The sequence below is a fragment of the Niveispirillum sp. BGYR6 genome, assembly GCF_027568365.1.
Classification (GTDB): Bacteria; Pseudomonadota; Alphaproteobacteria; order Azospirillales; family Azospirillaceae; genus Niveispirillum.
Genome location: NZ_JANLNL010000005.1, coordinates 248,150 through 270,312 on the forward strand (window position 1 = coordinate 248,150; position 22,163 = coordinate 270,312).

The window sequence follows — 22,163 nt, forward strand, 5'->3', positions numbered from 1 at the left end:
AGGTTGCATAGCAGCCGGGGGGAGGGGGCCCTATGTGGCACACCGCCCCAGGCAGCAGCCTCAATTCACCCGTTCATTATCGTCGATATTGCGGGCCAGCACTTCGCGCTTGCCGGCATGGTTGGCCTTGCTGATCACGCCTTCCTTTTCCATCCGCTCAATCAGGCGGGCGGCGGAGTTATAGCCGATGCGCAGATGGCGCTGGATGAAGCTGGTGGAGGCCTTGCCTTCCTTCGTCACCACCGCCACGGCCTGATCATAGAGATCATCGCCGGTGGCCAGGGCGCCGCCGCCACCACTGCCGCCATCCTCCCCGCCGCCGGCTTCCTCATCCTCTTCCTCGGTGACGGCATCGACATAGGCGGGCTCACCCTGGGCTTTCAGGAAGCGCACCACCTGTTCCACCTCTTCATCCCGGACGAAGGGGCCATGGACGCGGGTGATGCGGCCGCCGCCGGCCATATAGAGCATGTCGCCCTGGCCCAGAAGCTGTTCGGCCCCCTGTTCGCCCAGGATGGTGCGGCTGTCGATCTTTGACGTGACCTGGAAGCTGATGCGGGTGGGGAAATTGGCCTTGATGGTGCCGGTGATCACATCCACCGACGGGCGCTGGGTGGCCATGATCAGATGGATGCCGGCAGCACGCGCCATCTGGGCCAGTCGCTGGATGGCCGCTTCGATATCCTTGCCGGCCACCAGCATCAGGTCGGCCATTTCGTCAACAATGACAACGATATAGGGCAATTCCGTCAGGTCGAGCGGATGTTCCTCGAATATCGGTTTGCCGGTGTCGGGATCAAAACCGGTCTGCACCCGGCGGGTGAGGATCTCGCCATTCTGCCGGGCCTCGCGCAGGCGGGCATTATAGCCGTCAATATTGCGCACCTGCAGCTTGGACATGTTGCGGTACCGGTCCTCCATCTCCCGCACGGCCCATTTCAGCGCCACCACCGCCTTTTTCGGATCGGTGACGACGGGGGCCAACAGGTGCGGAATGCCTTCATAGATGGACAGTTCCAGCATCTTGGGATCGACCATGATGAAGCGGCACTTGTCCGGCGGCAGCCGGTAGAGCAGCGACAGGATCATGGTGTTGATGGCCACCGACTTGCCCGAACCGGTGGTGCCGGCCACCAGCAGGTGCGGCATCCGGGCCAGATCGGCGATGATCGGCCCGCCGCCAATATCCTTGCCCAGGATCAGGGCCAGTTTCTGCTGGCTCTTCTCATAGGCGTCCGACATCAGCAATTCGCGCAGATACACCGTTTCGCGCCGCTGGTTGGGCATTTCAATGCCGATGACATTGCGGCCCGGCACCACGGCCACACGCACCGACACCGCACTCATCGACCGGGCGATATCATCGGCCAGGCCGATGACGCGGGCGGATTTCACGCCGGGGGCGGGTTCCAGTTCATACAGGGTCACCACCGGGCCGGGGCTGACCTTGACGATCTGCCCGCGCACGCCGAAATCATCCAGCACCGTCTCCAGCATCTCCGCATTGCGCTGGATCGCCGCCTCATCCATGGCGGGGCCGATGCCGGGGGGTGGCATCTGCATGATGTCGACGGGCGGCAATTCATGATCGCCGCGAATTTCCGCTTCCATCGGCAGGCCGGGCTGGCGGGCCTTTTCCATCTTGCGGGCCACGTCCGGCAGGATGGGCTTGGGCCCGCGTTCCACCACCGGGGCGGGGCGGCGGCGTTCCTCTGCCCCGCTGGGGGCGGGGGCGGTCGGGGCCGGCGGCGGCGGGGGCGCGGCCAGGGGAAGCTCATCAGCGGGGGCGGGCGGAATATTACCGAAGCTGGGGGCGGCACGAGTGCCGCTGGCGATGGGGGCCGCTGCCGGGATTGCCGCGCGGCGGCCGGGCAGGCGGGCCTTCAACCCGGCCAGCCCGTCACGCCAGCGGGCCAGCAGGCCGGCAGGCGCATCGGCGGGATGATCGGCCGCCGGGTCATCGGTCCAGCGGGTGGCGGGGGCGGGGGCCGCCGAAGCCGCCGCCTTGCGCACCTTCCACCAGCGGCGCAGATCGGTCAGCCAGTCGCGCGCGGTGGACAGGCGGATGCCCAGGGCGGCCAGCAGCGCCAGCAGGAAAGGCAGCAGCAGGGCCAGCGCCAGCACGGGCAGGGCCAGCACCCCCAGCAGATCGCCCGCCAGCCGGGCCAGCGGGTTGATCAGCATCAGCCCGGCACTGCCCCCGGCGGCGGGCGCGCCGGTGATGGCGATCAGCAGCATGGCCGACAGCAGCACGGTCAGCATGGCGGCCAGAATCCGCCAGGGCCATTGCCGGATCGCCCGATGCCGCAGCAGCGACAGGCCCCAGCCCCCGGTGATGAAAACGATGCTGAAGGCAGCGAACCCCAGCGTCTGCCACAGCAGATCGGCCGTATAGGCGCCGGGCAGGCCCAGCATGTTGCGCACCAGCGCCGCCTCGTTCGGCACCGCCGTGCTGAAGGAGGGATCGCGTGAGTTATAACTGGCCAGGGCAGCCGACAGGGCCAGGGCGAACCCGAGAATGCCAAGCCCGCCCGCTTCCCGCAGCCGGCGCTTCAAAAACACCAGCGTGCCTTCCGGCAGCAGCCGCCCCTTGGAAAGGCCGCGTGCCGGTGCGGGGGCAGCGGCCGGACCGGGGGCCGCACCGCGTGGCCCGGTAGGGCGGCCGGTCTGGGGGGAACGGGGGGCGGGGCGGCTCGACATCATGCTCTCTTGCTGCTTCCAAACCGGATGGATCAGGCCAGGATGCGGCCCAACTGGTCCAGCGACCGGGCCATGGTTTCGGTATCATGCACCAGGGCGACGCGGATATAGCGATGCCCGTGATTATAGCCGGAGGCGTCCGGCTGGGTCAGATAGGCACCGGGCAGCACCCGGATCGCCCCTTCCTGCCACAGACGCCGGGCCGCTTCCTCCCCGCTGCCGCAGGCATCGCCGACATCCAGCCACAGGAAGAAGCCGCCATCGGGGCGGTAAAAGCCCAGCCTTCCGGCCAGGGCCGCCTCCGCCGCATCGATATTGGCACGGTACAGCTGCCGGTTCAGTTCCACATGCGTTTCATCCTGCCAAAGCGCGGTGGCTGCCGCCATGGATGGCAGCGGCACCCCCGGCAGGGAATAGTTACGCAAGCGGGTAAATGTGCGGATTAAATCCGTATCACCCGCTACGAAACCGGAACGAAGCCCAGCCGCACTGGACCGTTTCGACAGCGAATGGAAAACCAGCAGGTTGGAGAGACTGCCCCCCAGGGCCAGCGCCGCTTCCAGCCCGCCCGGCGGCGGCGCCTTGTCCCACAGCTCCGCATAGCATTCATCGATGGCCAGCACGAATCCGAAGGTTCGCGCCAGGGTGATGGCGCGCTTCAGATAATCCAGGCTGGCCACGGCCCCTTGCGGGTTGGCGGGGGTGCAGAGATAGAACAGCGATGTCCGCGCCCAGGTCTCCTCTGGCACCGCATCCAGATCGGGCAGGAAGCCGGTTTCGCGCGTGCCATTCAGGAAGACCGGTTCGGCCCCGGCCATCACGGCCGCGCCCTGATAGACGGCGTAGAACGGGTTGGGGATCAGCACCACCGGCTTCCTGCCCGCCTTCTCCGCCGGCACCACCATCTGGGCCAGCAGATAGAGCGCTTCGCGCGTGCCGCTGACCGGCAGGATGGCGCTGTCGGCCTCCACCATGCCGGGGGGCAGTTGGTAACGCCGGTTCAGCCAGGCAGAGACGGCGGCGCGGAATTCCGGTGTGCCGGCCACGGGCGGATATTTGCCCCACAGGGTGGACGCCGCCGCCATCGCTTCCAGCATCAGGGCGGGCGGCTGGTTCTGCGGCTCCCCAATCGTCAGGATGGTGGGGGGCGTGTTGGCACGCGGCTTCACATCGGCCAGCAAGGCCGCCAGCCGGGGGAAAGGATAATCGCTGAGGCCGCCCAGCCTGTCATTAAGGGCGGGCATCACAGCACCCGTGTCCGCTTCACGCATCACATGCCTATGGATCTGGAACCGCTTCGTGATGCCGGTTCACCACCGGCATCTGGCCGCGCTGATTGTAACCCGCCGGCCTTGCGCGGCACAAGCCGGGTGCCACCCCACCAAAAGGGGTGGAGAGTCCCGTGATTCCAAAGGCTTGTGGATAAAAACTGAGAAAAACGTTGAAAACTTTTCTAAGCCATTGATCTGATTCAGAAATTTTAGTGAACGAATCAGGAAAAACCGTTCATGGAACCTTCCGCGAACAGGGTTATCCACAGCTTATCCCCTTGGGATGGAAGGGGAAGTTTGAATGGGTTAACGGCAGAGTCCTGAAATGAAACCGGCCGGGCGATGGGATCGCCCGGCCGGTTTAGGCACAATCTCTCTTGATCGGAGCGATCAAGAGAGATTTCATCTTCCCTCAAGCGCCGGGCGCCCGCATCCGCGGGCTTGGCTTGCGGCGCATGGGCGCCGGGCTGGCGGTCGCCAGCCTCCAAACTGCCAAAGGACAAGCCTTTGACAGTTTGGCAAGGTCCGCCCGGCTATAAAGAAATTACAGCGCGTCGGCGTTCTGCTCGCCGGTGCGGATGCGCACGGTCTGCACCACGTCCAGCACGAAGATCTTGCCGTCGCCGATGCGGCCGGTATTGGCGGCCTTCTGGATGGCATCAACGACGCTGTCCACCAGCTCATCCGTGACGGCGACTTCCACCTTCACCTTGGGCAGGAAGCTGACGGAATATTCCGCACCACGGTAAATCTCGGTCTGCCCTTTCTGACGGCCAAAGCCCTTGACCTCTGACACGGTGAGGCCCTGGATGCCGAGCGCCGTCAGGGCCTCGCGCACCTCGTCCAGCTTGAACGGCTTGATGATGGCCATGACGAGCTTCATTGCGCTCTCCCTTCCTCTGGCGTGAACAGGTATCAACCACTGGTTCCCGGCGCTGGCCGCTGCTGTGGCCCCGGCGCGTAGTGATGATAACTTACAAGAAACGTGCCGCAGCCATTTTCCGCCATAGACGGGCAAAAATAACGGAACACTGCCCGTAATGGGCGCAGATGGTGGCGCGGTCTGGCTAAAATTTGGGCATGTCGCGGTTGTTTGTCAGATGCGACCGATGGCGGTCTGGACAAGCTGCGACAAGTGCCTAATTCTGCGCCTTATGACGACGCATGACACAACCCGCCCGACCGACGCCCCCGCCAGCGGCACCGCCGGTCACCGCCCGTCCCCGTCCCTGGCGACCGGTGCCGACCTGCAGGCCGACATCATCATTGTCGGCGGTGGTCTGGCCGGGCTGACGCTGGCCTGTGCCCTGGGCACGGCGGGCGTGCCCTGCATTGTCATCGACCGGGACGCGCCAGACGACCAGTTGCTGCCTGATTTTGACGGGCGCACCACGGCCATCGCCTATGGATCGGGCATGGTGCTGGAAGGGGCGGGCATCTGGCAGCACCTGGATGGCCAGGTCGGGCCGATGCTGGACATTCGGGTGACGGACCAGAATTCGCCCCTGTTCCTGCATTATGACCACCGGGAGGTGGGGGACCAGCCCTTCGGCTGGATCATTGAGAATCGGCATATGCGCCGCGCTCTGTTCCGCCGGCTGGCAGAGCTGGCGGGTACCGTCACCCATCTGGCACCGATGGCGGTGACCGGCATGGTGCGCGATGGCGGCGGTGTTTTGGTTACGCTGGCCGATGGGCGGCGCGTGGCCGGCCGGCTGGTGGTGGGGGCGGATGGCAAGAAAAGCTTCTGCCGCGACCATGCCGGCATCCGCCAGATCGGCTGGTCCTATCAGCAGCACGCCATTGTCTGCACGTTGCAGCATGAGATTGATCATGGCGGGGTGGCGGTGGAACTGTTCCTGCCCGCCGGCCCCTTTGCCATGCTGCCGCTGGCCGGCGGGCACCATACCAGCATCGTCTGGACCGAACGGTCGCGGATGGTGGATTTCTACATGAACCTGCCCGAGCCCCGCTTCCAGGCGGAGCTGCAGGCCCGCGTGGGCGACTGGCTGGGCCGGGTGACGCCGGTGCCGGGCCGCTGGTCCTGGCCGCTGGGCCTGTCCCATGCCGAACGCTATACCGACACGCGGCTGGCGCTGGTGAGCGAGAGCGCCCATGGGATGCACCCGATCGCCGGCCAGGGGCTGAATGTCGGCATCCGCGATGTGGCGGCCCTGGCCGAAGTGGTGGTGGATGCCATCCGGGTCGGGCTGGACCCCGGTGCAGCGGATGTGCTGGAACGCTATCAGCGCTGGCGCCGGTTCGACACGGTGTCGCTGCTGGCCACCACCGACACGCTGACCCGTCTGTTCAGCAATGATATCGCCCCGCTGGCCCATGCCCGCCGGCTGGGCATGGCGGCGATTGACCGGCTGCCGCCGTTGCAGCCGATGAAAAAGCTGTTCATGCGCCACGCCATGGGCATTGTCGGCGAACTGCCCCGGCTGGTGCGGGGGGAGGCGCTGTAAGCGTCACAATACCCGTGCCAAATCCCGCCGCCCGTCGATCAAATGCACCGACTTCTGGCTTGGCTACGCCGCATGAGCGGCACGGCGGCGGTCGGCACGGTGCCAACGGTTGTGAATTAGGGGCGTTGATATCATTGGAATTTCTATAAACTATTATTCATTAAACATTATTATTCCAACATTATAGTGAATATCTATCCCATTAACAGAGTTCGTTTTCTTTCTTAAATAAGAAACAGAGCCTATTGATATTGAAATTGATGTATCATTATCCCATACAATATTTGGATATACTTCATTTTCATTTTTTGTAAATGAATAGGCAGTGCCATAATCCATTATCACATTTTTACTTCCGTCAGGCATATTTATTGCTATTGACATGTCGTCTGAACTGGCGATGCCATCGCATAATTTATTGATCATTACGATCTGCATCCCATTGTGAGATGGGCCGATATTTTCCGACATAACCTCGCATGATTGAAGTTTAAATGTAAAAATCCAAAAAATAGGCTGAAAAATAAAGAAAATTGTTATAATAAATGATAAAATTGTGATGGGTAAAAAACTTAATGAGAATTTTTCTTTTCTATTAAAGCTAACATTCGTCATGTTCTGTTTGTTTCGCAGCATTGTATATTCCATCGCTTTTCTATGAAAATTTTTACCATACTAAAAATATTGCTAAAGGATATAACTGAAATCCAATAAGATCAGCGGTTTATCCGTGATAGCCTAAGCGCATAGCCACCTATGTAATCGTCCGCAGGGCCAATACCCATAGTCGGCCCCGGATGCAAGCTCCCATTCCACGGCCTTCGACAGCCTGATCACCCGCCTGCATCGGGGTCAACGGCGCGGGCCCTCACGCCACGGCGGGCAGCCAGCGGTCGCGCATCCAGGCCTCTGCCGCCCGCCCGATCAGGGCGGGGTAATCCACCCCTGCCGGCACCAGCAGGGGCAGGCCGAAACCGTCAATCACCTGCTGCACCCCGGCCTCATCCAGCGCGATGCCACGGGCGCGGGCATGGCGGGCGATTTCCATTTCCTGACCCCAGAAATAAATCTGCTTGGGCTGGCAGTTGGCGGCCATCTGCCCCACCTCTGCCAGCCGCGTGTCATTCATCAATGGCAACCAGATATCCGGCATCAGCAGGTCCACCGGCTGGTCGGGCCGATATTCATAGGCGCTCCCCGGCACGATCTGGATTTTCGCCTGCGCCGCCAGCGGTAATTGTTCCAGAACGCCCAGTTCCCGGATGATTTCCAGCACGGTGGGATCAATTTCCACCACGGTGACGCGGGTGACGGCCGGGTTCAGGGCGGTATTGGCCACGGCCCAACCCATGCCCATGCCCATCACCACCACATGGCCGGATGCCGCAAGACAACCCAGTTCCTGGCTTTCCAGCTCCATCGGGCTGGTGGACATCCAGGTTTCCATCTGCCCATCCGGCCCCCGGCGCAGCAGGGCGGCCATGTTGAGGCACAGGCGGGCCGGGCTCCAATAGCCTTTGGACAAAACCATCGCGTTGATGGAAATCCGCCAATCTGTCCGCTCGATCGGGGTATAGGTCGGGACGAACAGGTTCGGCTGATAGATTTCCATGGATTGCATCCCTTGGTAGTGATGGTTCTAGGATGCCATCTTGTCTCCAAAAGGAGAAGGGCTTCAGGGCGATGGATTTTTGATTGACGGATTTAGGATCGATATCCTATAACTGTTTTTGTCAACGCCCGAACCATGCCTGGTGCGGGTCGGGCGGTGATCCTCTGTCCGCTCCCCTGTTCCCCACTGCCGCCGGCGATGGATAAGCGCCGGGTGCCGCATGGTGCCCGTCGCCCCGCTTCATCGGCGGTCTTTTGGGAAGACAGGGTGAGGCCCCCCATTCCCGCAGCACTGATACCGGTCGGATGCGCCTTCTGGCGCCCGGCAACCGCGCATGGCTGCCTGTTCCATAGGAAGGAAATCCAGAGCATGGCCATCGATATTGAAAAGGCCTTTGTGAAGCAGTTCGAACGCGAAGTGCATGAAGCCTATCAGCGCCAGGGGTCCAAGCTGCGCGCCACCGTGCGGTCGAAAGGAACGGTTCAGGGCGCCAGCACGACCTTCCAGAAGGTCGGCAAGGGCACCGCCGCCACCAAGGCGCGCAATGCGCCGGTGCCGGTGATGAATGTCGATCATGGCAGCGTGGAATGTCTGCTGGCCGATTATTATGCCGGCGACTGGGTCGATAAGCTGGATGAGCTGAAGACCAACGGTGACGAGCGCGGCGTGATCGCCAATGCCGGCGCCTATGCGCTGGGCCGCAAGACGGATGAGCTGATCATCGCCCAGCTGGATAAGAATACCCGGCTGGCCGGGGCCGACAGCGACGGCTTGACCCGCGACAAGGTGCTGACGGCGTTTGAGCTGCTGGGCGGCAGCGACGTGCCCGATGATGGCCAGCGCTTCGCTATTGTCGGCTGGAAACAATGGAGCCAGCTGCTGGGGATCGAGGAATTTGCCAATGCCAATTATGTCGGCGATGGCGAACTGCCCTGGCGCGGCACCCAGGCCAAGCGCTGGCTGGGCACGCTGTGGATGCCGCATTCCGGATTGACGCGCACAGGCAGCGGTGCCCGGCTCTGCCACTGGTACCACCGCACCGCCATCGGCCATGCCAGCGGGGCGGACGTGTCCACCGATGTCACCTGGCATGGCGACCGGGCCGCCCATTTCGTCAACAACATGATGTCGCAGGGCGCCTGCCTGATTGATGGCGACGGCGTGGTGACGCTGGCCTGCAAGGAATAAGCGGCGGGGGCGGTGCTACCGCCCGTCTGCTGTGTCTTCTGCCTTTACCTAAGGAACCTGATCCATGGCCTTTCTGTCGAAAGACCTGGGCGTGCTGGCCTATGCCAATGGCTTCACGCTCTGGCACTACACCACGCCCGATGCCCACACATCTGTGCGGGTGACGGGCTATTTCAACGCGGCCAGCCACATGCTGCGGCTGGGCGACATGATCATGGCCAATACTGGCACCGGTGGTACGCCGGTTGCCGGCATCCTGCTGGTCAATGCCAATAGCGGCGGCACGGTGGACGTGTCCGACCTGACGCAAGTGGGGGCGGTGGACAGCGATTAAAGGGGGGCGGTGGCCTGTCGCTTCTATTTGCATATCCACATCGCATTTCCCACCGTCACCCCGGCGAAGGCCGGGGGCCAGGGGCCACAGGCGCTTCGCTCTACGATGCTGGACCCCGGCCTGCGCCGGGGTGACGGTTGAGAGAGGGGAGAACGGGTGGCCCCCCACAAAAAGGTTTCCCCCATGACCGACCCCGCCGTCGGGCTGTGTGCCCGCGCCCTGATGAAGATCGGGGCGGCCCCGCTTGCCAGTTTTCAGGATGGCACGGCGGAGGCCGAACTGGCCGCCGGGCTTTATCCCGGCTGCCGTGATGCGCTGCTGGCCGCCAATGGCTGGAGCTTTGCTACCCGTCAGGCTCCCCTGGCACGGCTGGCAGCACCCCCGCCTGCCGATTTCGCCCATGGTTTCGCCCTGCCGGATGATTTCCTGCGCGCCCTGTCGTTGGGCACCGCCGGGCGCGGGCGGGGGCTGGAATACCGTATCCAGGGGGCGGCGTTGCTCTGCGACGCGCCCGCTGTGGTGCTGACCTATATCGCCCGGGTGGCGGAGGAGACGTTCCCCGCCTTCTTCACCCAGGCGCTGATCGCCCGGCTGGCGGCGGAATTCTGTGTGCCGCTGACGGAAAACAGCGGCCGTGCCGACAGCCTGAACCGGCTGGCGGAAACGGAATTCCGCCGTGCCCGGCTGATTGATGCCGGGCAGGACAGCCAGCCCGGCTTTACCGATTTCTCCCTGATTGAGGCCCGATTCACATGACCCGTCTCCGCCCCGTCAAAACCAGCTTTACCGGTGGCTGTGTCAGCCGCGCCCTGCTGGGGCGTGGCGATCTGCGCGCCTTTGACAATGGCGCGCTGGACCTGACCAATGTGCTGGTGGAGCCGACCGGCGGCGTCACCCGCCGGCCCGGTACGGCCTTCATCGCCAGCCTGGCGGGGCGGGGCCGGCTGGTCGCCTTCACCTTTTCCACCCAACAGACGCATCTGCTGGCCTTTACCGACCGGGAGGTCACCATCTTCGCCAATGATGCGGTGCTGGCCCGCCTGCCCACGCCCTGGACCCTGGATCAGTTGCCCGCCATCCAATGGGCGCAGAGTGGTGACGTGCTGCTGGTCTGCCATCCAGAGGTGCCACCACAACGGCTGACCCGGCTGGGGGCTGACCAATGGCGGTTGCAGCCCTGGAGCTTTGTGGAGGAGGAAGGGCGGCCCCGCATCCCCTTTTACCGCTTTGCCGAGGCGTCGGTGACGCTGACGCCCTCGGCCCTGACCGGGCGGGTGCGGCTGCGGGCGTCGGCCCCGGTCTTCGGCGTCGGGCATGAAGGCATGGCGCTGCGCGTGCATCGCCAGCCGGGGCGGATTGCCGCCGTGCGCTCCCCCACAGAGGTGGAATGGGATGTGGTGGACAGCCTGCCCCATCTGAACCCGACGGCGGATTGGGATGAGGCCGCCTTTTCCGCCATGCGCGGCTGGCCGGTCAGCGTGGGGTTCCACCAGGACCGGCTGGTCATTGGCGGGTCGCGCGACCTGCCCAACCGGCTGTGGCTGTCCAAATCCGGCGACCTGTTCAATTTCGACCTGGGCAAGGGGGAAGATGACAGCGCCATTGAATTCGCCATCCTGTCGGATGAGGTGAACCCGATCCGCCGCATCTTCTCCGGCCGGCATCTGCAGGTCTTCACCACCGGCGGCGAATGGGCGGTGACGGGGGAACCGCTGACCCCCGCCGCCATCCGGCTGGACCGGCAGACCCGCATCGGCAGCCCGGCCAGCCGGCAAATCCCGCCCAGGGAAGTGGATGGCGCCACCATCTTTGCCGCCGCCGATGGCAGCATCCGCGAATTTCTCTGGACTGATCTGGATCGTTCCTATGCCGCCACCGACCTGTCACTGATGGCCCGCCATCTGCTGCCGGGCACGGTGGAACTGGAACATGATGCGGGGCGTCGGCTGCTGCTGGCGGTGCAGGAAGATGGCACGCTGGCCGCGCTGACGCTCTACCGCGCCGAACAGGTCAGCGCCTGGACGCGCATCACCACGCAGGGCCGCATCCTCTCCATCGCGCTGGTGGGCGGGGTGATCTATTGGCTGGTCGAACGCGACGGGGCGGTGGCGGTGGAGGCCTGGGATGCCACGCTGGGCGTGGATAGCGGCCTGACCGGATCGGCCGACAGCGCCACCAGCCGCTGGAAGGGGCTGGACCATCTGGATGGGCGCAAGGCCCGCGTGCTGGCTGATGGCAAGCTGATGCCTGACCGGCCGGTGGCGGCCGGTCGCATCCGCCTGCCGGAAGCGGCCCGCAGCATCCAGGCGGGATTGCCCTTCAGCCATATTATCGAACCCATGCCGCCCAACCCCGTGGCGGCGGAGGGACAGGGACGGCGCGCCCGTCTGCTGGCCGTGACCTTTCGCTTGAAGGACACGCCCCTGCTGCGCGCCGACCTGGGACGGGGGCCGGTGGAGGTGCCGCTGCGGCGGACCACCGGCCCCCTGGCCGTGCCCACCCTGACCGATACGGCCCCACCCCCCTTCACCGGGGAAAAACGCATCGCCACGCTGGGCTGGTCGCTGGACCCGGTGCGCCCGCCCTGGCGCATCATGGAGGACCGGCCGCTGCCCTTCACATTGCTGTCCGTGACCCAAGAGATGAAGGTGAACGACTGATGGCTGGTATCACCACCCCCGCCCTTTCCGCCCTGTCCGCCGTCACCACCCCGGTTCAGACCGTGCTTTCCGGCGTCAATACGGTGAAAGGCACCATCGATCAGGTGCGCGACCTGACCGGGGCCAATGAACACCGGGCGGAACGGCAATTGGCCGACCGCCAGCAATCCGCCCTGAACAGCCTGCGCGCCCGCCAGGATGCCGACAGTGTGGCGTTGCGGGCCAACGTGCAGAACCAGGCCGACCAGATCGCCACCAATGCCGCCGCCGACGAACGCAAGCGCCAGCAGGCGCTGCGCCGGGCGGTGGGCCGCACCCGCGCACAACTGGGGTCACAGGGGATTTCCACCGCCGATGGGTCGGGGGAGGCGATCCTGCTGGGCCAGATGCAGGAGGCGGGGGAGGAGAAAGCCGATGCCGACCGGCTGAACGCCCTGCGGATCAAGGCGCTGGAACAGCAGCAACAGAGCGAATATCAGCGCAACCTGCTGGAACTGTCGGAGCTGCAGGAACGCCAGCGGCTGGAGCGGCTGGCGCGGCGGTAGGGGGGTGCGTTGAGTTCACCCTCCGTGTGGGCCGAACAGCGCCATCGGCACAAACATCAGATCGAAGCCCAGGTTGAATGCTAGGAAAACCGATGGCGCGTATCGGATACGCCAGCCTTCCTCCCGCCCGAAACGCAGGCGCTGAAAAATGGCGCTGATAGCGATGCCAGCTAAGGTGGATGGAAATATGATTCCTGCGCTTATTGGGTATTCTTTTTCTATAAAATACAAAAACACACAATTGGATAAGAAAATAAGAAAATTCATTATAAAGAAAGATAGTTTGGATTCTGGTTTCATCATTCCATTATCTCCGTATTGAAGCCGCGGAGATTCAGTTCTCTGTCCATTTTCTGCAAATAAACGCTGTAATATCGATTTGTTAAAATGGACATATATGTGGTGTGTGCAACCACTGCACCCGCGAATTTTCCCAAACGGTTCAAAGCAATAGCAGTTGGCGTGGCAGCAGTGACGTTTGAGGTAACGCTCGTAACTTCAGCAACCCCCTGGAAAGCAGCATGGTACGCCAAGACGTCTCGAGTCTCCAAAAGCGCGGGGAATGCCCAGGGAGAGCGAAAAACGTCTCGCATCAATGACAGCAGCCTTGCCGATATGGCGATCATGTTCCGATCCCTCTGCAGTGCGGCAATCTCCTCCGCCAGATTTCGTAAGTCAGCCGCATCCAGGCGGCGCAGATAGAGCATCCGCCGCAAGAGCGGTATTATTCTGGGGTCATCGAAGCCCGGTGGCGGCGATGCTTCGATGGGGATGAGTTCAATGAGAAAAATCCGAATGGGCTTCAGATAGAATATGTGCAGAAGCTCCTGATCAGAAACTGACCTATAGGGTCCGGGGCCAGTCAATATGGGCATCTGCTTTTCTCCAGTGAGAAATTGCCTGATGTCTTTCTCCTCTCTGGTGATTCTCTATTCAACCGTTCAGCAGCGGTAATCTGTTTGGGCAAAGACGCCATCTTGGGGATGGCGGGTTCTTTCGCCGCTTTTCATCGACAGTCTTCTGACCGTCGCTCCCTTACAAGCCAACCAGGAATCCCCCCATGACAACCGACACAATCCCCGTGCCGGCGGTGAGCCCGCGCGTGCATTATCTGGCGGATGGCGTGGCCAGCCGCTTTGCCTTTGCCTTTCCCGTCTATGCGGCGGCGGACCTGACCCTGCATCTGGATGATGCGCCCGTCACCATGGGTTACAGCCTGGACGGGCTGGGGGAGCCGGCCGGCGGGGCGGTGACCTTCGCCACCCCGCCGGCCGCCGGCAGCCGCATCACCATTCAGCGCCGTGTCTCACTGGACCGGCAGTCCGATTTCCTGGAAAGCGGGGCGATTTCCGCCCGCAGCCTGAATGCCCAGTTGAACCGGCTGACCGCCATGGTGCAGCAACTGGCCGCCGACCAGGACAAGATGCTGAAACTGGCCGCCACCGACCTGCCGGCCTCTCCCCTGCTGCCGGGGCGGGAGGTGCGGGCCGGCAAGGCGCTGGGCTTTGATGAGGCCGGCAACCCGGTGGCGCTGGGCCTGGATGCCTTGCCCACCACCGCCCAGGCCAGCGCCCATGGGGCCGGGGCCGTGGCCCGCCCGGTGGCAGACAAGCTGCGCGATCTGGTTTCCGTGCGGGATTTCGGGGCCGTCGGCGATGGGGTGGCTGATGATACCGGTGCCATCCTGGCCGCACTGGCCGCCCATCGCTCCGTCTTTCTGCCCGCCGGCACCTATCGCACCAGCGCCACCATCACGCTGGGCTATGGCCAGACGCTGTATGGGGAGGGGGAGGGCAGTGTGATCCAGGCGCGCGCCAGTGCCTATGACCCCGTCAACCTGCCGGAATATCCCAGCCAGTTCAACGCGGTGGAGATGGTGGATGGCTATGCAGCACTCCGCAACCTGCGCATTGTCGGCGGGGCGTCTGGTGTGAAGATCTATGGCCGTGACGGGCCGGCGGTGAAGAATGTGGTGGAGAATATTTCCATCTGGGACAGCCTGATCGGGCTGGTGCTGGATGGCTATGACGATACCAACCGCCCCTGTTACTGGAACCATATCGCCCGCGTGCTGGTGGCCCGTCCCGCCCTGCATGGCGTGCTGTTGACGGTGGAAGGCGATGGCGACACGCCCAACGCCAACAAGTTCCAGGATGTCCGCGTCTATAGCCTGTCGGCCCCGATGACGGGTTGCGGCTTCTTTGTTTCCGCCGGGCGGTTCAACAATGCCTTCACCGATTGCGAGGCCAACCTGCATCCAGGGGCGGAAGCCTGTATGCGGCTGGGGGCGGCGACAGACCAGAATCTGATCGTCAATTTCTATGCGGAAAGCTTAGGCGCCTTACCCGGCATCCGCATCGATAATGGCAGCCAGAACAGTGGTATCGTCAACCTGTTCAGCGCCACCGCCGGCCAGCCCATCTGGGACCCGACGGGCAAGCGCGCCTATACTGCCGTCAATGCCGGCTATCCGCTGCGCAACCTGTTGAAGGAAACCCACATCACCGACCTGCGGGTGGAGGGGTTCAGCGTCGACACCAACTATGTGGAACCGCAAGCCGGCGGGCTGGTGGAGGCGGAATTGACCTCCACCTCCCACCTTGTCTCGGCCTTCGGGGGAGAGGTGGAATTCCGCCTGCCGGCCGCCGGTACCGCCAATGGCCGGATGCTGACCATCAAGAAGACCGATGCCAGCGCCCACCCGGTGCGGGTGACGGAGTTGGGTGGGCCGGGGCCGGATGGCAGGCCGGTGGTGCTGGCCAGCCGCTATGACAGCGTGTCCGTCATTTCCAACGGGGCCAACTGGTGGGTCACCGGGGGAACGGCCCAGCCCGGCAATGCGGAATTCCGCGATCAGGCCGGGCTGTTCGAACCCGATCTGGCCAAGGCGCTCTATCTGATCAGCGGGGCTGATGGCGATGTGGAGGTGCGCTTGCCCAGCCCATCGGCCAGCCACGCCGTGGGCCGCAGCCTGACCATCAAGAAATCGGATGACAGCACCGGGGTGGTGACGGTGACCGCTGCCAGCGGCACCGGGCCGGATGGCCGCGTCTGGCGGCTGGGCAAGCGCTATGACTATGTGCGGGTGTTTTCCAACGGGGCCGGCTGGTGGGTGACAGCCGCCAGCCGCAGCCCGGCCCCGCTGCATTTCCATGAAGCGGCGGGCCTGTTCCAGCCCGATCTGGGGGCGGCTTTCTATCTGGTGTCGGCCTATGCCGGCCCGGTGGAGGTGCGCCTGCCGGCACCATCCGCCGGCAATAGCGGCATCGCCGTCACCATCAAGAAGACCGACCCCGGCAGCCATCCCGTCACCATCAGCAGCGGCGATGGCACGACTGGGCCGGATGGTGGGCGGGTGACGCTGGCGGCCCAGTATGACGGGGTGGTGGCGCTCTCCAACGGGGCGGCCTGGCATCTGGTCGGGCGCTGCCGATGACAGCGCCCCCGCCTGAGATGCTGGATTTCCAGCAATTCGTCGCAGTCTGGAACAAGGAGCAGGGGCGGGAGATGCCAAGCCTGCACGCCGATATCTGCCACTGGCTGGAAGAGCAGTGGCGGCAGGGAAAGCGGGAATTGCTGCTGCTGGCCTTTCGCAACAGCGGCAAATCCACCCTGATCGGACTGTTCTGCACCTGGCTGCTCTATCTGGCCCCGGATCGGCGGGTGCTGGTGCTGGCGGCCGACTATAACCTGGCCAAGAAGATGGTGCGCATGGTCAAGCTGGTGGTGGAGCGTCACCCCGCCTGTCAGGGCCTGAAGCCGGCCAAACCGGAACTGTGGGGGGCGGAAGAATTCATCATTGCCCGCAGCCGCGTGGATCGTGATCCATCCATGGCGGCCAAGGGGGTGACGGCGAATTTCACCGGTTCCCATGCCGATATCATTGTCTGTGACGATGTGGAGGTGCCCAACAGCGCCAACAGTGCCGATAAACGGGCCAGTTTGCGCCAGCGTCTGGCGGAAATTGCCAATGTGATCTCCCCGCAGGGGCTGGTGCTCTATATCGGCACGCCGCACACGTTCCATTCCATCTACAGCCGTATCCCCTGTGCGGAACTGGGGGAGGAGGTGCCGTTTCTGGACGGGTTCGCCCGGCTGGAAAAGCCGGTGCTGAATGCGGACGGCATGTCCGCCTGGCCGGAACGCTTCCCGCCGGAGGTGATTGAGAATATCCGCCGCCGCAACGGGCCGAACAAATTCACCAGCCAGATGCTGCTGATACCGGTGTCGACCGAGGATGGGCGGCTGGAACCGGAACGGCTGCAAACCTATGAGGCGGAATTGCAGATCATCCAGGCCGGTGGAGAAACCCGCTTCCGGCTGGCGGACCGGGCCTTGCGCACTTTGCGCCTGTGGTGGGATCCCGCACTGGGAACCCGCCGCCGCAATGCCCGCAAGGCTGGTGACGGCAGTGTCGCCGTACTGCTCGGCGAGGACGGCAGGGGCCGGTTCTTCTTGCACCGCATCCGCTATCTGGCGGTGCCGGCGGGAATGGAGAAACAGGCCGGGGCCGTGCAATGCGGCCAGATCGCCGACATGGTGGCTGACCATGCCATCCCCACTGTGCATGTGGAGGCCAATGGCATCGGCTCCTTCCTGCCGGAAACCCTGCGCGGCGTGCTGGCGGAACGCGGGCTGAAGGCGCGGGTGATGGCCGAAAACTCCAACCGGCCCAAGGAGGAACGCATCCTGTCGGCCCTGGATGCCCCGCTTTATCGCGGTGACCTGTTCATCCATGACAGCGCGCTGGGCACGCCCTTCCTGGCGGAAATGCGGGAATGGCGGCCCGGCGGCAAGGGCCATGATGACGGTCTGGACGCCGCCGCCGGCGCCATCCTGGCCTGCCCCCCGCAACTGCCCGAGAACCGACCGGCCCGGTCACTGGTGATGGTGGCGGGGGATTTCGCGGTGTGACGGGGGGCGCGTGCCCCCTGTTGTGCCGGTTTCTTTTGTCACCCCATCGCTTCCATTGGTCCCGCCTTTGCCTGTCGACGCCTGTTCAAGAAGTTGACCGTTGGTTTCCCGTTATCATCCACCGTCACCCCGGCGAAGGCCGGGGTCCAGTTTCGTAAGGCAGAGTGCCTGTGATTCTGGACCCCGGCCTTCGCCGGGGTGACGGGAGAATGGGTGGAATTCGTGCGGAAAATCTCCAAGGGCAGCGCCGATAGGCCTTGGTGGGATCATCACCAACATCCCCCCAATCAGGAGTCCCCCAAAATGAACCCCGCCCCCACCCTTGATCTGATCTGGTGGATCACCGCCATTGAACTGCCGGCGCTGGCCGGGCTGTTCTGGATGGTGCAGCAGACGCGCAAGGAGAATGAACAGGCCCTCGACCCGCTGCGGCGGGGGCTGGAAACCACCTCAGCCCAGCTGCGGGAGGCGCTGGCCGCCTATAAGCTGGAAGTGGCCAAGAACTATGCCTCCATCGCCGATGTGAAGGCGCTGGAGGACCGGCTGACCAGCCATCTTTTGCGCATCGAAACCAAGCTGGATGGCCGTCTGGCCGATGGCGGTGTGCGATGAGCCGGCCCTGTCTGACCCCCGATAGCGCCGCACCCCTGCCCCCGCCGCGCATCAGCAGCAGTGACCCCGCCTATGAACTGGCCCGTTCCATCTGGGCCACGGCGGCGGCGCTGGGCGTGCGGGCGATGGAGGCGCTGGCCGCCATGGCGGTCAACCGGGCGCGGTTGCTGGGCGTCAGCCCCGGCCATGTGGCGCGCGATGGGGAATTGTTTGCCTGCCAGCTGCCCTTTCATCCGCTTAACACGGCCATGCAGGACGCGGACAGCCGCAATCCCACTTTTGCCATGGCCCTGCGCATTGCCCGGCGGGCCATGACCCCACCCCCCGGCCAGCCCGACCCCAGCCGGGGGGCCACCTGTTTTCATGCCAGCGGCGACCTGCCGGCCTGGGAGGCCAGGGCCAAACCGGTTGCAGAAGTCTCTGGCATCATCTTCTATGTAATTGCCCCGGGTCACCAGCAATAATGCATAAAAGAAAACGCCGCTGGGGTGGCTAACCCCGGCGGCGTTAAGGTCAGAACAGGGAGAGAAGAGAGACTACGAGAACAGGAACACAAAACCGCGCTGAAGGTTGCATCAATCAGCGGCGCGCAACATGGCAGTGTAAACCGCCATCGCCGCCTCGATGCTGATGCTGCCGGCCTGCGCGCCTGCCGTCAGCATTTCCTGGGTTGGTTTGACCGGAACGGCCGTCAGGCCACGAATGCCCATCTGCTCCACCTCGTTCAGCGCCTGGCGCATACGCTCGCTCAACGCGGCATCATTCACGGCCTGAAGGGAACGGGCGGCATCTTTCATCATGGCATTCCTTAATTTGGCGCTGTCCGGTCGGCCATTGGCCATGACTGAACTATATGCTGATAAACTGGTTCATTACTACTATTCGGACGTATAGAGGTCCGATACCTTAACCCGACATTCGTATAGGGGGCCCGTTGCAACCCTGATGGGGGGATTAAATCCAGCCCTGCCGATCACGCCACCGGTCTGGCGAAATCAACGCATTATAGCTAGGGTGTCGGTCGCATCCGGAACAGCCCCGCCTGATTGGACAAAATGGCTCACCCCATCTTTCACATGTGCCGCAGCCTGGAATGGCAGGCGGCCCAGACCGCCGGCCGCTATGATGGTTCCTCCCAGGATCAGGCGGATGGCTTCATCCATTTCTCCACCGCCGCGCAGTTGCCGGAAAGTGCCGCCCGTCACCGCACGGGCCAGACAGGATTGCTGTTGCTGACCGTGGATGCGGCTGCCTGCGGCGATGCCCTGAAATGGGAAGCCTCACGCGGGGGGCAACTGTTCCCCCATCTTTACGGCCCGTTGCTGCCGGGTGCGGTGCTGCGGGTCGATCCGCTGCCGTTGGGCGATGATGGTCTGCATATCATGCCGGCCCATGTGGCGGCCGCTGCTGCCGGGGAGGCTGTGTGATGGCCGGTTTCAACCTTTACCATCTGGCCCGCCCGCTGCTGATGGCGATGGATGCGGAAAAGGCCCATAACCTGACGATCAAGGCGTTGAAGACCGGCCTGATGCCGCCGCTGGGCGGGCGCGATCCGGCTGTGCTGGCCACCCGCGTCTTCGGGATCGATTTCCCCAACCCGGTCGGGCTGGCCGCCGGCTTTGACAAGAATGCCGAGGTGCCGGACGCCATGCTGGGCCTGGGCTTCGGCTTTGTTGAATGCGGCACGGTCACGCCCCGCCCGCAAGATGGCAACCCCAAGCCCCGGCTGTTCCGGGTGCCCAACGTGCGCGGGGTGATCAACCGGTTCGGCTTCAACAATGCCGGGCTGGATGTCTATTGCACCCATCTGCGCCAGCGCCATGGCCGCCCCGGCATTGTCGGCGGCAATGTCGGCAAGAACAAGGAGACGGCGGACGCCGCCACCGATTATGTCGCCTGTATCGAACGGGTGGCCCCGCTGGTGAATTATCTGGTGGTCAATGTCTCCTCCCCCAACACGCCGGGCCTGCGTACGCTGCAATCGCGCGACGCGCTGGCCCATCTGCTGGGCCAGTGCCTGGAAGCGCGCACCCGGTCGGGCACGCGCCCGCCGCTGCTGCTGAAGGTGGCACCCGACCTGACAGAGGAGGACAAGGCCGATATTGCCGCGGTGGTGCTGGACAGCGGCATTGACGGGCTGATCGTCTCCAACACCACCCTGGCCCGCCCGGCCGATATTCCGGCGGAACTGGCATCCCAGGCCGGCGGTCTGTCGGGCGCGCCGCTGATGGCGCCCTCCACCCGCGTGCTGGGCGAATTTTACCGCCTGCTGGGCGGACGGCTGCCGCTGGTGGGCGTGGGCGGTATTGCCTCGGGTGCGGATGCCTATGCCAAGATCCGCGCCGGGGCCAGCCTGGTGCAGTTCTATTCCGCCATGGTCTATGAAGGGCCGGGGCTGGTGGGCCGGGTCAAGGCGGAGCTGGCGCGCCTGCTGGCTGCCGATGGTTACCTCACGGTGGCGGAAGCCGTGGGGGCCGATCATCGCGCACCCCGCCGCACAGCCCAGGAATAGGCACTGCCCATGCGCTGGTTCCGCCACCTTGTCTTTGCCGGTGTTTATGTGGCCCTGGCCGTTACCGTGGCGCTGACCCTGCCCTTGTCGGTGGAGGGGATGGACCGGCATACCGGCATCCTGTTTGGTCTGGTCATCCTCACCTTCGGCGGTCTGCTGCATGAATTCTGGGCCCGCCAGGATGCCCAGGAACGCAATGACCGCCGGCTCTGGCACCTGCGCGAACAGCAGGAAGCGGTGATGGAAATGGTGGTGACCCTGGAACGCCGGCTGGAGGATGGCCAGCCCCTGGCGCGCGGGGAGGTGCAGGCCGTGCTGTCGGAAGCGCGGGTGCTGGAACAGCTGGCGGGCCAGTTGCCGCCGCTGCGCAGTGCCCCGGCTGACGCGCCAGCAGCCCCCCGCATGGCACCCGCCCGCCCCCCGCTGACGGCGGCACCGGCCCCCCTTCCATCCTATCCGCCCCCGGCGGCCGATGCCGCTGCCATCCTGGATCAGGTGCGCGATGCCCTGCGCACCGACAAGGTGGATATCTTCTTACAGCCCGTGGTCAGCCTGCCGCAGCGCCGGCATCGCTATTACGAGCTGTTTTCCCGCATCCGGGCGGGGGAGGGGGCGGATGGCAAGCCGCTTTACCTGCTGCCCGAACAATATCTGGGCGTGGCGGCAGAGGCGGGGCTGATCGCTACCATCGACAATCTGCTGCTGTTCCGCTGCATCCAGCTGGTGCGGGAGACGGAGAAGCGGCACCAGAATGTCGGCTTCTTCTGCAATATCTCCACCGCCACGCTGAATGATGCCGGCTTCATGCGGGAATTCGTCTCCTATATGGGCCAGCATCCCGATCTGGCCTCCAAACTGATCTTTGAACTGAGCCAGGATCAGCTGATGCAGGGTGGCCTGTTCGCCACCGGCTTTCTGGATGGGCTGCGGCGGCTGGGCTTTCGATTCTCCATGGATCAGGTCTGGCGGCTGGAGATGGACTGGTCGGAGCTGGCCCGCCACGATATCCGCCATGTGAAGCTGGATGCCGCCCGCCTGCTGGACCCCGATGGCCGCTTCGCCGACCCGCGCGCCGTGCGCGACCTGCGCCAGGAACTGGACCGCGCCAATATCGATCTGATCGTGGAAAAGATTGAGACCGATGCCCAGCTGATCGAGCTGCTGGACCTCTATATCGATTTCGGCCAGGGCTATCTGTTCGGCGAGCCGCGATTGGCCAAGAAGCAGGGGTAGCGGTTTGGCTTAACGCCCGCCCCGCCCCTGGCGGTTGGCTGCCAACCACTCGCATCTGCCATGCCGTACCCGGCCTTGTCCCTCACGCAGTCAGGCCCCACCCTTCCGGCCAGC

General features: G+C 64.0%; 21 protein-coding genes. 13 read left to right on the forward strand and 8 right to left on the reverse strand.

Going from position 1 to position 22,163, the window contains the following annotated elements; genetic code table 11:
• Positions 1 to 60 precede the first annotated feature (60 nt).
• The 3 genes from PCJ49_RS13675 to PCJ49_RS13685 all read right to left on the reverse strand — a co-directional run bounded on the left by PCJ49_RS13675 (position 61) and on the right by PCJ49_RS13685 (position 4,854).
• Entirely contained in the window at positions 61 to 2,703 is a 2,643-nt protein-coding gene (locus tag PCJ49_RS13675) for a DNA translocase FtsK (protein WP_269911384.1), read from the reverse strand.
• A gap of 29 nt (positions 2,704 to 2,732) precedes the next feature.
• Complete coding sequence (locus PCJ49_RS13680; protein ID WP_269911385.1) at positions 2,733 to 3,944, reverse strand: aminotransferase class I/II-fold pyridoxal phosphate-dependent enzyme; 1,212 nt, start codon at positions 3,942 to 3,944, stop codon at positions 2,733 to 2,735.
• Positions 3,945 to 4,515: 571 nt separating this feature from the next.
• Positions 4,516 to 4,854, reverse strand: a complete 339-nt coding sequence (locus tag PCJ49_RS13685) for a P-II family nitrogen regulator (RefSeq protein ID WP_089288556.1) — start codon at positions 4,852 to 4,854, stop codon at positions 4,516 to 4,518.
• Positions 4,855 to 5,125: 271 nt separating this feature from the next.
• On the opposite strand from PCJ49_RS13685, the gene PCJ49_RS13690 reads away from it, so the two are divergent.
• The gene (locus PCJ49_RS13690) at positions 5,126 to 6,439 is read left to right on the forward strand and encodes a UbiH/UbiF/VisC/COQ6 family ubiquinone biosynthesis hydroxylase (RefSeq protein WP_269911386.1); all 1,314 of its coding nucleotides are present in this window, start codon (positions 5,126 to 5,128) and stop codon (positions 6,437 to 6,439) included.
• Between the two features lie 153 nt (positions 6,440 to 6,592).
• Here the strand turns inward: PCJ49_RS13690 and PCJ49_RS13695 are convergent, their stop codons facing one another.
• Positions 6,593 to 7,054 (reverse strand): hypothetical protein, encoded by a 462-nt coding sequence (locus tag PCJ49_RS13695; RefSeq protein WP_269911387.1) that lies wholly within the window; start codon positions 7,052 to 7,054, stop codon positions 6,593 to 6,595.
• Positions 7,055 to 7,307: 253 nt separating this feature from the next.
• Positions 7,308 to 8,051 (reverse strand): hypothetical protein, encoded by a 744-nt coding sequence (locus PCJ49_RS13700; protein WP_269911388.1) that lies wholly within the window; start codon positions 8,049 to 8,051, stop codon positions 7,308 to 7,310.
• Positions 8,052 to 8,420: 369 nt separating this feature from the next.
• On the opposite strand from PCJ49_RS13700, the gene PCJ49_RS13705 reads away from it, so the two are divergent.
• From PCJ49_RS13705 to PCJ49_RS13725, 5 genes are all read left to right on the forward strand, one after another.
• On the forward strand, positions 8,421 to 9,239 hold the full coding sequence (locus tag PCJ49_RS13705) for a phage capsid protein (RefSeq protein WP_269911389.1): 819 nt from the start codon (positions 8,421 to 8,423) through the stop codon (positions 9,237 to 9,239).
• Positions 9,240 to 9,303: 64 nt separating this feature from the next.
• The gene (locus PCJ49_RS13710; RefSeq protein WP_269911390.1) at positions 9,304 to 9,573 is read left to right on the forward strand and encodes a hypothetical protein; all 270 of its coding nucleotides are present in this window, start codon (positions 9,304 to 9,306) and stop codon (positions 9,571 to 9,573) included.
• A gap of 183 nt (positions 9,574 to 9,756) precedes the next feature.
• On the forward strand, positions 9,757 to 10,329 hold the full coding sequence (locus PCJ49_RS13715) for a hypothetical protein (RefSeq protein ID WP_269911391.1): 573 nt from the start codon (positions 9,757 to 9,759) through the stop codon (positions 10,327 to 10,329).
• A complete protein-coding gene (locus PCJ49_RS13720) occupies positions 10,326 to 12,233 on the forward strand; it encodes a hypothetical protein (protein ID WP_269911392.1) in 1,908 nt (635 codons plus the stop codon). Before PCJ49_RS13715 ends, PCJ49_RS13720 begins: the two co-directional genes overlap by 4 nt.
• Complete coding sequence (locus PCJ49_RS13725; RefSeq protein WP_269911393.1) at positions 12,233 to 12,778, forward strand: hypothetical protein; 546 nt, start codon at positions 12,233 to 12,235, stop codon at positions 12,776 to 12,778. Before PCJ49_RS13720 ends, PCJ49_RS13725 begins: the two co-directional genes overlap by 1 nt.
• 15 nt (positions 12,779 to 12,793) lie before the next feature.
• Here PCJ49_RS13725 and PCJ49_RS13730 read toward each other — a convergent pair whose 3' ends face one another.
• Together PCJ49_RS13730 and PCJ49_RS13735 are read right to left on the reverse strand one after the other, a co-directional pair.
• Positions 12,794 to 13,081 carry a hypothetical protein gene (locus PCJ49_RS13730; protein WP_269911394.1) on the reverse strand — a complete coding sequence of 96 codons (288 nt, stop codon included), beginning with the start codon at positions 13,079 to 13,081 and terminating at the stop codon, positions 12,794 to 12,796.
• Entirely contained in the window at positions 13,078 to 13,653 is a 576-nt protein-coding gene (locus PCJ49_RS13735) for a hypothetical protein (RefSeq protein ID WP_269911395.1), read from the reverse strand. Before PCJ49_RS13735 ends, PCJ49_RS13730 begins: the two co-directional genes overlap by 4 nt.
• 185 nt (positions 13,654 to 13,838) lie before the next feature.
• Between PCJ49_RS13735 and PCJ49_RS13740 the strand changes: the two genes are divergently transcribed.
• From PCJ49_RS13740 to PCJ49_RS13755, 4 genes are all read left to right on the forward strand, one after another.
• Positions 13,839 to 16,214, forward strand: coding sequence for a glycosyl hydrolase family 28-related protein (locus PCJ49_RS13740; protein ID WP_269911396.1), 2,376 nt, complete (start codon positions 13,839 to 13,841; stop codon positions 16,212 to 16,214).
• Positions 16,211 to 17,692: a phage terminase large subunit gene (gene terL, locus PCJ49_RS13745; protein WP_269911397.1), complete on the forward strand. Its 1,482-nt coding sequence runs from the start codon at positions 16,211 to 16,213 to the stop codon at positions 17,690 to 17,692. Before PCJ49_RS13740 ends, terL begins: the two co-directional genes overlap by 4 nt.
• A 303-nt stretch (positions 17,693 to 17,995) precedes the next feature.
• Positions 17,996 to 18,304: a hypothetical protein gene (locus tag PCJ49_RS13750; protein WP_269911398.1), complete on the forward strand. Its 309-nt coding sequence runs from the start codon at positions 17,996 to 17,998 to the stop codon at positions 18,302 to 18,304.
• A complete protein-coding gene (locus PCJ49_RS13755; protein WP_269911399.1) occupies positions 18,301 to 18,768 on the forward strand; it encodes a cell wall hydrolase in 468 nt (155 codons plus the stop codon). The genes PCJ49_RS13750 and PCJ49_RS13755 overlap by 4 nt, the downstream gene beginning before the upstream one ends.
• Before the next feature lie 111 nt (positions 18,769 to 18,879).
• On the opposite strand, the gene PCJ49_RS13760 is transcribed toward PCJ49_RS13755, so the two are convergent.
• Entirely contained in the window at positions 18,880 to 19,104 is a 225-nt protein-coding gene (locus tag PCJ49_RS13760; protein ID WP_269911400.1) for a hypothetical protein, read from the reverse strand.
• Between the two features lie 255 nt (positions 19,105 to 19,359).
• Here PCJ49_RS13760 and PCJ49_RS13765 point away from each other — a divergent pair, with 255 nt between their 5' ends.
• The 3 genes from PCJ49_RS13765 to PCJ49_RS13775 are packed head-to-tail and all read left to right on the forward strand — an operon-like array spanning position 19,360 to position 22,049.
• Entirely contained in the window at positions 19,360 to 19,731 is a 372-nt protein-coding gene (locus PCJ49_RS13765; protein WP_269911401.1) for a DUF952 domain-containing protein, read from the forward strand.
• Positions 19,731 to 20,816: a quinone-dependent dihydroorotate dehydrogenase gene (locus PCJ49_RS13770; protein ID WP_269911402.1), complete on the forward strand. Its 1,086-nt coding sequence runs from the start codon at positions 19,731 to 19,733 to the stop codon at positions 20,814 to 20,816. The genes PCJ49_RS13765 and PCJ49_RS13770 overlap by 1 nt, the downstream gene beginning before the upstream one ends.
• A gap of 9 nt (positions 20,817 to 20,825) precedes the next feature.
• Positions 20,826 to 22,049, forward strand: a complete 1,224-nt coding sequence (locus tag PCJ49_RS13775; protein WP_269911403.1) for an EAL domain-containing protein — start codon at positions 20,826 to 20,828, stop codon at positions 22,047 to 22,049.
• Positions 22,050 to 22,163 lie beyond the last annotated feature (114 nt).